Here is an 11,892-nt window from a genome sequence, read left to right on the forward strand (position 1 = left end):
GCATTCACTACTAAGAATCTCACATGAAAACCTTGTTAAAAAAACTGTTAGTTCCGCACCACTTGGAGTACCTAGCACTGGATCAAGACTTTTTAATCCAAGAAATCTCTCTGCAAGTGCAGCGGTTTGCCGACTGTCCCGACGAAGTAGTCGCCGGCAACGATGTTCGCATTCCCTTTCCAGAATTGGTGGGAACTGAAGAAATTTTAATCGATATTTTTGAAAAACGTTTGCCAAATTTTGAATTAAAAGCGATGACGCGACTATTAGAAAATGGTTCGCGGCTTTATTTTGATATGTATATCGTGGAGTTCACCAATGACGAGAATTATCAGAGATTAATTATATTTTTTCAAGACGTAACCGACAGGATGGCTTTAGAACAAACTCTCGTCCAAGCTACCAATGAAATGGATATTTTATTGAGTACCTTAGCTGCTACTAATAATTATGTTGAAAAAATTATTACTTCAATGGCGGAAGTTTTGTTGGTAACAACAGCATCGGGAAAAATTAAAAAAATCAATCAAGCTGCTCAAGATTTGTTCGGTTACAGCGAATCAGAATTAGTAGGGCAGCAAATAGACGCTATTGCTGCTTTTGGCTCCTCTTTGCAAGCAGTCAGCCAAGAGGAGTCTCAACAATTGCAAACTCACGTCGAAGTAATTTGCACGGCAAAAACCGGAGAAAAGCTCACAGTTTCGTTTTCCTGTACGGCGATTTCGACTGACATTAAAGGCATTTCTGGCCCTTTGCCTGCCGTTCAAGATTTCGTGTACATCGGCCGCGATGTCACAGATAGACAGCGCGCCCGCAAGCGACAAATAACTCAGTACGTCGCCACTCGCATCCTGTCGGCATCCGAAACAATCAAAAAAGCTATAGCAGCAATTCTCCCCGTAATTTGTGACAGCTTGGGATGGGATACCGTCGAACTTTGGATGCCAGAATCCGGGGAAAAACTGCTGTCAGAAACTAAGAGAATAACTGCGGTTTCCGACCCCAATTTGCTTCGGTGCGTCGCCAGTTGGACAAAACGCTCAGTTTCTATCCCCAAATTTGCCGAATTTACCGAACAAATGACTTGTGCGTTTGGCGAAGGATTGCCGGGTTTCGTTTGGGCTAGCGGTTCAGCTCAGTGGATTGCAGATGTCACAAAAAGCGACTGTTGTCTGCGCCGAGAACTTGCGGCCGAAGAAGGACTGCACGGAGCTTTTGGTTTCCCAATTGTGGGCGACTACGATCAGGATAATTCTGCAAAATATGTGTTGGGTGTGATGACTTTTTTCAGCCGCGAAGTGCAGTGTTTTGATGAAGAATTGCTCCAGACAATGGCGACAATCGGTAGCCAAATCGGTCAATTTATCAAGCGCAAGCAAGCGGAAATAGCTTTGCGGGAAAGCGAAGAACAACTGCGAGACTTATTTGAAAATGCTACTGACTTAATTCAAAGTATAGGAGCGGACGGTCATTTTTTGTATGTAAATCGGGCTTGGCGGCAAACTCTGGGCTACACCGAAGCCGAAATTGCTCAAATGACTGTTTTTGATATTATTCATCCCAACAGTTCCCAAGAGTCTCTGGATATATTCTATCAAGCTTTTACCCAAAAAACGGTAAATGAAAATACCTTGTATCCAGAATCGATTGAAGTAATATTTATCACTAAATATCACGAACAAATTTTGCTGGAAGGCAGCATAAGCTGTAAGTTTGCGGATGGTTCGCTAGTAGCGATTCGCGCTATTTTGCGAGACATTACTGCTCGAAAAATGACAGAAGACGCCCTGGCAAAATCTGTGTCCCTGCTGCAAGCAACTTTTGATTCTACTGCTGATGGTATTTTAGCTACTGACAGGAGCGGAAAAATAGTCACTTTCAATCGAGAATTTGTGGAAATGTGGGGCATACCTAACGAAGTGATGGCACTGCGAGACGACGCCACAACGATCGCCTTTGTCCTGAACCAACTCAAAGACCCCCAAGCATTTCAAGAGAGAATAGAATCGCTTGACGATCAGCCCGAAGCCGAAAGTTACGATTTGTTGGAATTTCAAGACGGCAGATTTTTTGAACGCTATTCGGAACCGCAGCGGCTGGGAGATAAAATTATCGGCAGAGTCTGGAGTTATCACGACATTACGGAACGCAAGCAAGCAGAAGATGCCCTGCGGGAAGAACAAGAAAAATCCGAAAAGCTGCTGTTAAATATCCTGCCCAAGGCAATAGCAGAACGCCTCAAGCAAAACGAAACTACTATTGCCGAATACTTTCCTGAAGTGACTGTTTTGTTCGCAGACATTGTGGGGTTTACACCTTTGTCTGCCCTCATGAATCCGATCGAGCTTGTGGAGCTCCTCAATAAGATTTTTTCAGGATTCGACCTTTTGTGCGAACAGCACGGTCTAGAGAAAATCAAGACCATCGGCGACGCATACATGGCGGTTGGAGGGCTGCCTGAACCCAGGGCAGACCACGCAGAGGCGATCGCCCAAATGGCACTAGATATGCAAGCAGAAATAGCCAGATTTAATGCTAGCCATAATAAATATTTTAGCATCCGCATCGGCATTCACAGTGGCCCGGTTGTTGCCGGAGTAATTGGCATCAAAAAGTTTATTTACGATTTGTGGGGCGACACAGTAAATATTGCTTCCCGCATGGAATCTCACGGTTTGCCTTGGCGGATTCAAGTCAGCGAAACTACTTATAAGTTATTAGAACACAAATATGTATTTCAGGAGCGGGGAACTATTCAAGTTAAAGGCAAAGGGGCCATGAAAACTTATCTGCTCATTGGCAAAATATAAGGCCGGTCATCAGTCATCAGTCATCTGGCTGATGACTACAAGTGTTGCTAAAGTTAATTAGCAATACTTTTTGACCAAGACTAATGGAACTTGCTAATTTGTCGGCCAATTTACGATCGCCCGACGAAGCTGTCGATCGCCATCCTGTGACGGTTGCGCCCTCAACTTCCATCGGCGATGCGATCGCCCTGATGCGTCGGGCGATCGACCCTTGCCCACTGCCTAATTCACCTGCATTTCCCGACTCAAACGAAACTGGAAAAGCATCGATTAGTTGCCTCTTAGTTGTCGATGAAAATCAGCTAGTCGGACTGCTAAGCCCGGAAGATGTGCTGAACTTAGCCGCGGCCGAATACGGATGGCAAGGCATGAAAGTTGCCGACGCAATGACGCGGAATTTAATTGTCTTAAAAGAATCAGAATTTACCGATATTACTACCGCATTCAAGCTATTTTGTCAATACTCGATCGATTGCTTGCCAATTGTAGATGAACGGGGTCAGCCAGTAGGTTTAGTCAGCGAAAAAAGGATTCGCCCAGCAATGTATAGCTGGATCGAGGCACTGCATCAAGAAGTGGCAAAACTCCAGGAACAATGCCAACTGTTAGAGGGCAATTGTGGACTAGAAAAAGTCAGCGATCGCAAAAATGCCGAAAATGCCATGCGGCAGAGCGAGGCGCGCTACCTGGCGATTGTGGAAGACCAAACCGAACTGATTTGCCGCTACCTCCCAGACGGTAAAATCACATTTGTCAATCAAGCTTACTGCCGTTATTTCGGCCTGCAGCAGTTCGACTTACTCGGCAAATGCTTCATGTCGCTGCTGCCAGAAGCAGACCGAGAAATTTTTCAACAGCAATATACTTCTGTGTCTCCCGAAAACCCTATTTTTACCTGCGAACACCGAGTAATTTTGCCGAGCGGGGAAATTCGCTGGCAGCAGTGGATCGATCGGGCGATATTCGACGACAGCGGACAAATCGTCGAGTATCAAGCAGCAGGCCGGGATGTCACGGATCGCAAACAAGCAGAAATCGCTTTGCAGCAGCTCAATGCAGAGTTAGAACGGAGAGTGCAGCAGCGGACACAATGGTACGAAATGGCAGTATCGGCCGGCAAAGTGGGGGTTTGGGACTGGAATTTGGAAACCGACGAAATCTACATTGCTCCCTCTTTGAAAGCTTTGTTGGGCTATCAGGACGCAGAGATTCCCAACCGCATGGAAAATTGGGCGTCTCATGTTCATCCCGACGATCGAGTTGCAGTCGCCGAAGCAGTAAATGCTTATCTAGAGGGTTTGACAGAAATTTATGAAGTAGAACACCGGATGCTGCGTAAAGACGGCAGCACCTGCTGGATACTTGCCCGCGGCAGCGCGATCCGATCGGCTTCTGGCAAGGCCTTCCGCCTGACTGGCACTGACACCGACATTACCGATCGCAAATTGACCGAAGAAAAACTCCAAAAATCCGAAGCCGAACTGGTAGCGCTGTTTAATGCCATGACGGATATCGTGCTGGTTTTCGACGCAAGCGGCCGCTACCTCAAAATCGCCCCCACGGCTCCCGAACTGCTGTACAAACCGGCTCCTGAAGTGCTGGGCAAAACCCTCGCCGAAATCTTCCCAGAAGCGGAAGCTAATTTTGCCCTCGGCCACATTCGCCAAACATTGGCATCTGGGGAAACCCACAGAGTTGAATACAGCATGGAAATTGACTGCAAGTTATTTTGGTTTGATGCCAGTATTTCGCCGCTGGAGCTCGATCGGGTGATGTGGGTCGCCAGAGACATTACGGCTCGCAAACAGGCAGAAGCTGCATTGAAAAAGAGCGAGGAAAAGTTTCGCAACTTATTTGACGATGCTCCGATCGCGCTTGGTTTGGCAAGCGTGCGCGACTACCGCACCATCAAAGTGAATGAAGCTCACCGCCAGATGTTGGGCTACAGCGATTCGGAGTTGGCTACCATGACTTTTAGTGAACTCACGCATCCAGAAGATTTACAAGCAGATGTAGAGGAAGTCAAGCAGTTGATGTGTGGCAATATTTCTCGCTTCCAAAGGGAAAAACGCTTGATTAAGAAGAATGGCGAGCTGATGTGGGCAAACTTGACGGTGACGCTGATCCGCGATCGCGAGGGCATTCCTCTCTACAGCATGGGGGCGATCGAAGATATCAGTTATCGTAAGCGGGCAGAAATCGAATTCCACCAGTTAAAAGAACGCCTGCAATTTTTACTGGGTTCTAATCCGGCGGTAATTTTTACCGTCGCACCTACCGGGGACTTTTGTACTACTTACATCAGCGACAACGTTCAGACAATCGTTGGCTACGACCCCCAAGAAGTGTTAGCTGATTCTAAATTTTGGTCGAGCCGAATTCACCCTGAAGATCGGTCACAATTTCTAGTAAACTTTTCCGATTTGTCAGACGAAAAAAATTGCATTTGCGAGTACCGTTTTCTACACAAAGACGGAATTTACCGCTGGCTAAGGACGGAACTAAAACTATTGGTTGACAGCAGGGGTATTCCGATCGAAATTATTGGTTATGCCGCTGATATCAGCAATTCTAAATACGCCGAACTCGCTAGGGGGCAGCAGTTCGAGCAAGAACGGCTTGTGGAGGCGATCGCCCGTCGTGTCCGGCAGTCTTTGCAATTAGAGGAAATTCTCAACACTACCGTTGCCGAACTCCAGCAAGTATTATTAGCCGATCGAGTTTTGATTTATCAAATTTTACCCGAAAACGGCGGCCGAGTCATTGCTGAAGCCGTGGCAGAAGGATGCAGCCAACTTGTGGATAGATGTTTTGGCGAAGAGGCTTTTCCGGCCCAAAGTTATCAGCTTTATCTGCAAGGGCGAATTTCTGCGATCTCCGCACTAGATGATCCCTCCCTTAAACCTTGTGTGGCGGAGTTTATGAAACAGATTCAAGTTAGGGCAAAGTTAGTAGTGCCGATTATTCAGCACAGCCAACTTTGGGGATTGCTGATGGCCCACCAATGCGATCGCCCTCGTGATTGGAAAGAATGGGAAATCAATTTATTCCAGCAGTTGGTGAATCAATTGGCGATCGCCATTCAGCAATCTCTACTTTACCAGCAACTGCAAGCTGAACTGAGCGATCGCAAACAAGCAGAAGCAAATTTGAAAAACTCCCTCAAAGAAAAAGAAATTTTGCTCAAAGAAATTCACCACCGCGTCAAAAACAACCTCTGCGTAGTTGCCAGTCTGTTAGAATTGCAATCGAACACAGTTGCCGACCCGCAAGTAAGCAAAATGTTTGAAGAAAGTCAAAATCGCCTTTATTCTATGGCTCTGATTCACGAAAAACTGTACCGTTCGACTAACCTAGCGCAAATTAATTTTGGCGAATATCTCGAAGATTTGGTAAGTAACTTGTTTCACTCTTACAATATTAGCAACAACCGAATTCAGTTGCAGGTATTAGCTGAGCCAATTTCCCTAAATCTTGAAACCGCTACTCCCTGCGGTTTAATTGCCAATGAATTGGTTTCAAATACCCTGAAACACGCTTTTCCTGATGGCACAACTGGTACACTTAGTGTAGAATGCTATCAAAAGGGCGATCGAGAAATCAACCTCTTAGTTAAGGACAACGGCATTGGCTTTCCTCAAAACTTAGATTTCCGGAAAACTCAGTCAATGGGGTTTCAAGTTGTCTGCACTTTAACCGAGCAGTTAGAAGGAACCATCGAAATATCCAGAGAATTTGGTACAGCATTTCACTTAAGATTTAACGAATTAAAGTATTTTCAAAGATTGTAAGAATATGAGTTTTTCCGAAAAACCAATTAATATTTTGATTGTCGAAGACGAACTGTTAATTGCTAAAAATTTATCCCCTAAATTAGAAAAATTGGGATATCAAATTGCCGATATCGTTTCTTCAGGAGCGGATGCCATCCAGCGCGCCCGCGAACTAAGACCCGATTTAATTTTAATGGATATAGTTATCAAAGGCGACATTGACGGCATAGAAACAGCAGCAGTAATTAATCAAGAATTAGATATACCAATTATCTATACAACTGCCTATGCCGACGACGAAACTTTGCAGCGAGCCGAAAATACTGGTTCTTATGGCTACCTGCTCAAACCTTTTAAAGAAAGAGAAATGCACGCCACTATCAAGATAGCACTGAGCAAACATCAAGAAGCGGTTACTCTGAAAAAAATAATGGCGTTAGCAGCAGAAAAAAGCGAAAATAGATCGCGCTTTATTTCAATGGCTTACCACGATTTAAACACTCCTTTAACTACCATACAGTTATCTGCTGAAATGCTAGAAGATAGCGACTTGAATAGAACCCCCGGAAGTCCCAATAAAAATGTCGCTCGCATTAAAAAAGCCGTCAGTAATATGAGTGGGTTGCTGGAAGATTTTTTAATGCTTAGCAAAGCAGAATCCGGCAAAATTTCTTTAAATTTAAATCCGATTAATGCGACGGATTTATGCAATTCTATTTTAGAAGAACTGCAACCCATTGTCACCGACAAACACCTCGTAACTTTCCGCAGCAAAACAAATCCGCTGCACGCCAATCTCGATCCCAAACTACTGCACCACCTCCTGACTAATTTGCTTTCAAACGCTATTAAATATTCTCCAAACGGCGGCAAGGTCAGTTTAGAATTAAGCTGCGAAAACCAGCAAATAATTTTGTGCGTTCGAGATGAGGGAATTGGGATGACAGCGGAATATCAAGAAAAACTATTTCAGCAGTTTGAACGGGGTGCTAATGTAGGCAACATTAAAGGATCGGGTTTGGGACTCTGCATTGTCAAACACATAGTTGACCTGCACGGCGGTACAATAAGTGTGGAAAGTGCGATCGGCAAAGGTACTACATTTATTGTCACGCTGCCTTTGTTAGTTAGTAGTCAGTAGTCCGTAGTCAGTCGTCAGTAGTCATTAGTCATGTCCGGTAAAATAAGCACAATACTTGTAGGGGCGGGTTTCACCAACAATCTATCATCCAGACTAACAATCTACATAAACCCGCCCCCACCACGCGACAGAATTTCATCGCGGACAATTCAACGGAGAGGAGATAAAAGTATCGGGGGGGCGGGTTTATGAGATTGTAGATTACAGGCAATTATTGTTAGTGAACCCGCCCCTACAAAATTCATACAAGTCTCAATCAGGCCGGACATGATATCATTTTTAAGCAAATCGATCGGGAGACAAAAGCTCGATCGCCCTATCTTCTTCTCCCCCCGCCGCCTTCGCAAATCGCTCAGCCAAAGCAGGTACAATAGTCAAAGGATTGCTGAGGCCCGAAAAAACGTGCAATCCAGGGCGATCGGCAATCGGCCCCACTACAGGCAAATTATCAGCGCTGAATGCCACACTACACTCGTGCCAAGTTGCAGGTAAACCTGCCAAATCAGGCAAAACTTTGCTGATTCCTGCACGAATTGCCGTTTCGCTGGTTTCGCGATCGACTTTAGCATTCAAATCGCTCAAAGTGCGAGACAATTGCCCGATTCGCAAACTGCCATCATTAAACTGAATGGCACCCGAATCTAAAATCGGCGACAGCAACTCTTTACCAGGTTCATCCCAAAGAAAATCCACCTCATTTCTACTCGATTCTGCTTCCAATTCAAAACGTTTTAATACCGCAGGCATCACCAAAGTCCTGAGTTTCAAATCCACAGGTGCAGTTTCCAAAATCTCCGTGCGAGTAAAATAAACTCCCACAGAAACACCAGCGGCTTTCAGTAAACTCCGACTCCAACCTCCAGCACAAATAACCGTATTTTCGCAGGTATAACTTTCCTGTACCGTCTGGACTCCCGAAATCCGATTTCCCTCTTCTATAAACCCAATTACTTCAGCAAATTCTATAGTTCCTCCCAACCGCAGAAACCCTTGACAATAAGCTTTATTTGTGGCTGTTGGCGAAATGTGACCGTGACGCACAGTCAGAGCTCCGGCGATCGCACTTTTATTCAGCAAAGGTTCCAACTCGCCAGCTTCTGCAACACTCAAAAGCTGCGGAACGATCGCAAAATGCGCGTAATTAGCCGCCACTTTTTCGGGATCGGAGCCCGCATCAATTGTCAGCAACAAATCCAACTCGCGGAACTCAGTATCAGCATCTAATTGGGCTGATAAATGGCGGTGGCGTTCGATACCTTCCCGACACAATTGCCGAGTTAAATCAGTCGTTCCCGACCAATAAGCCAAGCCGCCGTAACTAAAACGAGTAGCATTTTGCATGGTAGCATCTCGTTCCAAAAGCAGCACAGCAAAACCTTTTTTTGCCAGTTCGTAACTCAGTGATGCACCAGTAATGCCACCGCCGACAACAATCCAATCGTAACTTTTCATGGGCAACTCAAAGGGAATCAAAATATCATGGTTAGATTTTAGCTTACGTTTTTTCGGAACCAATCGAAAAACCTCTACCTACAGGAAGAGGCTGCCTGCGATCGCCCTAACTGAAACTTCCACCCGTCGGGAGATGTTTAGGTAGAGATATTTTTCGTTCAATAGTAGGAATTAGAGTCAGCAAAAAATTAGAAATACCAGAGAGGTTTTTATGAGTATCGACAAACCAGGCAAAGATATGGAGCGCACGGTCAATCCGGGCGATCGCATTTCCGACAAACCGCAAACCATCGAAGAAAAAGCCCAGCAACTGGCAGTTGACCACGTACCCGACATCACGGGAGATGTTGTTACAGTTCCAACTTATGTGATCGTAGAAGAACCGGATGGGGAAAAGAAAGCTTTGCACCACGTCAAAGACGCCGACGAAATTTCCGACGTAATTCGGCAGGCCCGCGTTGACGAAAATGGCGAACGGGTTTGGGATTAAGTTCAATCCAATAAAAACGGCTTTGTTGTACAAAAGTTATCAGAGAAATCATGGAAACAAATCCCAGAAATAGTACGCCCTATCCCAATCTTCCGCCGATTCTCGAAAGTGACGACGCAGAGTACCGCGACGCCGGCATTACGAGTACGCTTTCAATTGCAGGCCATCCCATCCACCCCATCATCGTCATCTTTCCGGTAGCCTTTTTAGTAGGAGCAGCGGGCACGGACATCGGTTATTGGCTGACAAGCGATCCGTTTTGGGCGAGAGCTTCGGTTTGGCTGATGGGTGTCGGTTTTGCTGCGGGGATTTTGGCCGCAATCACAGGCTTTTTAGATTTTTTCAAAGTTAAAAGAGTGCGCGATCGCAGTGCCGGTTGGTTGCACATGGGCGGCAATGTGGCGGTTATGGTACTTACCCTGATTAACCTGGTGTTGCGACAAGGAAATCCGGCTGAGCCGATCGTATATACAGGTTTAGCAATATCGATCGTCGTGGCAGCCTTGCTGGGCATTACAGGCTGGTTCGGCGGCGAACTAAGTTTTCGCCACAAAATCGGCGTCATCGGCCCTACGAGTCATAATTCCTAGGTGTCTGACCATTTGTAGTAGGGACTTCACTCCCTCTTCATTGGATAATTTAGGACTAAAGTCTTGACTACAAACTTAAAGATTGTCCCAGCCAATTCAGATAAGCATCGCTGCCAGCGATAATAGGAATAGCAATAATTTCGGGAACTTCATAGGAATGGAGTTCCTGAACTTTTGTTTTTAAAGCCTCAAATTTAGCCATATCAGTTTTAATCAGCAACTGCCACTCTGACTCGCAATGAATCTCGCCTTGCCAACTATAAATCGAGCGAATGGGTGACAAACTCACACAAGCAGCCAGCTTGTGTTCAACTAGAGATTTAGCGAGATTCTCCGCCTCCGCCTCCGATGCTGCAGTTACCAGCACCACCCCAAAATTAATTGTCATAGCCATCAGTGAACAGTGAACAGTGAACAGTGAACAGTCAACAGTCATCAGTCAACAATCATCAGTCAACAATCAACCGTTAATCTCATTAACTTCCCAAGAATTGACTCTGCCCGCCCCAGCTAAAGAAAAATAGCGCCTAGTAGATTCCGGCAAAATAGCTCCAGCCAACAAAGCATTATCTAAATTAGCTCCTATTAACGTCGCCTCGCTCAAATCTGCCGCCATCAAATCTGCTTGACACAGCTTTGCCCAATTCAGATTTGCCCCTCTCAAACAACTTCCCCTCAACTTAGCCCCGGTTAAGTTTGCACCCGCCAACTTCACCCCCCGCAACTGAGCCGCGCTGAAATTCGCCCCCGCCAAATTCGAGCCTTCCAAATTAGCTCCCATTAGTTTAGCTTCGCTCACGTTAACGCCGCTTAAATCTGCACCGCAGAGATTCACCCCTGCCAACTGCGCTCGCCGCAAACTGACTCCTGTTAATTGAGCTCCAAAAAGTTTTGCACTATTGAGCCTTGCACCGTAAAGGTTTGCCCACTTAAAATTAGCAGCAGTCAGATTCGCGCCCAGCAAGTTAACTAATTGCAAGTCGGCGCTGCACAAATTCGCATTCCACAACACAGCACCCCGCAGGTTGGCGCCAGTTAAAGTTGCGCCGCTTAACTTTGCTCTCGGCATTTTTGCTTTTACCAAAAAAGCACCGCTGAGATTGGCTTTTGTCAAATCTGCACCTGAGAGTTGGGTTTCACCCATTTTGGCAAAACTCAGATTAGTTCTGTGCAGCAGTGCACCTTTGAGTGTTGCTTTGGTGAGAAACGCTCTACTGAGGTTGGCCCCGGAAAGATTAGCTCGCGAAAGGTTGACTCCGATTAAGATTGCTCCGCTGAGGTCTTTCCCGCTGAGGTCGGCTCCAGTAAAGTCTCTTTCTCCTTTTTCGTAATTGTTGAGCAGTTCGCTAACTTCCATAGGGCGTGATACCTTCTATGATTGGGGGGGTTTCGATCGAGAAATCTCTAATCTTAAGGTTGTTTCAGAAATTAGACTGTTTCAGAAATTAGACTGTTCCAGCGTTTGCCTCAAACGGTATAAATCCCAATAACATCACTTTCTGTTTAAAGGCAATCTCTTAATAAAGATTTTATATCTTCCACGGGGTAGCGATCCCGCTTTCGGTATTTTTGAATTAAAAATTAATGTTTCTTGACATAGATAGTCATTGCTTAACGATCGACCGTTATATCAAAT

At 45.6% G+C, this 11,892-nt stretch carries 8 protein-coding genes; 5 read left to right on the forward strand and 3 right to left on the reverse strand.

Annotated features, from left to right (window positions below; genetic code table 11):
- Positions 1-23 precede the first annotated feature (23 nt).
- The 3 genes from QT990_RS15180 to QT990_RS15190 all read left to right on the forward strand — a co-directional run bounded on the left by QT990_RS15180 (position 24) and on the right by QT990_RS15190 (position 7,724).
- Positions 24-2,810, forward strand: coding sequence for an adenylate/guanylate cyclase domain-containing protein (locus QT990_RS15180; RefSeq protein WP_333143222.1), 2,787 nt, complete (start codon positions 24-26; stop codon positions 2,808-2,810).
- Between the two features lie 83 nt (positions 2,811-2,893).
- On the forward strand, positions 2,894-6,601 hold the full coding sequence (locus QT990_RS15185; protein WP_333465420.1) for a PAS domain S-box protein: 3,708 nt from the start codon (positions 2,894-2,896) through the stop codon (positions 6,599-6,601).
- 4 nt (positions 6,602-6,605) lie between these two features.
- The gene (locus QT990_RS15190) at positions 6,606-7,724 is read left to right on the forward strand and encodes an ATP-binding protein (RefSeq protein WP_333286062.1); all 1,119 of its coding nucleotides are present in this window, start codon (positions 6,606-6,608) and stop codon (positions 7,722-7,724) included.
- A 279-nt stretch (positions 7,725-8,003) separates the two neighbouring features.
- On the opposite strand, the gene QT990_RS15195 is transcribed toward QT990_RS15190, so the two are convergent.
- A complete protein-coding gene (locus QT990_RS15195; RefSeq protein ID WP_333465421.1) occupies positions 8,004-9,176 on the reverse strand; it encodes an FAD-binding oxidoreductase in 1,173 nt (390 codons plus the stop codon).
- Positions 9,177-9,387: 211 nt separating this feature from the next.
- Between QT990_RS15195 and QT990_RS15200 the strand changes: the two genes are divergently transcribed.
- The gene (locus QT990_RS15200) at positions 9,388-9,666 is read left to right on the forward strand and encodes a hypothetical protein (protein WP_333143218.1); all 279 of its coding nucleotides are present in this window, start codon (positions 9,388-9,390) and stop codon (positions 9,664-9,666) included.
- 50 nt (positions 9,667-9,716) lie between these two features.
- Positions 9,717-10,256: a DUF2231 domain-containing protein gene (locus QT990_RS15205; protein ID WP_333286056.1), complete on the forward strand. Its 540-nt coding sequence runs from the start codon at positions 9,717-9,719 to the stop codon at positions 10,254-10,256.
- 67 nt (positions 10,257-10,323) lie between these two features.
- Here the strand turns inward: QT990_RS15205 and cutA are convergent, their stop codons facing one another.
- Entirely contained in the window at positions 10,324-10,644 is a 321-nt protein-coding gene (gene cutA / locus QT990_RS15210) for a divalent-cation tolerance protein CutA (RefSeq protein WP_333465422.1), read from the reverse strand.
- Positions 10,645-10,716: 72 nt separating this feature from the next.
- On the reverse strand, positions 10,717-11,613 hold the full coding sequence (locus QT990_RS15215; RefSeq protein ID WP_333143215.1) for a pentapeptide repeat-containing protein: 897 nt from the start codon (positions 11,611-11,613) through the stop codon (positions 10,717-10,719).
- Between the last annotated feature and the right edge of the window lie 279 nt (positions 11,614-11,892).

The organism is Microcoleus sp. T3_B1 (assembly GCF_036700445.1).
Lineage (GTDB): Bacteria > Cyanobacteriota > Cyanobacteriia > Cyanobacteriales > Microcoleaceae > Microcoleus.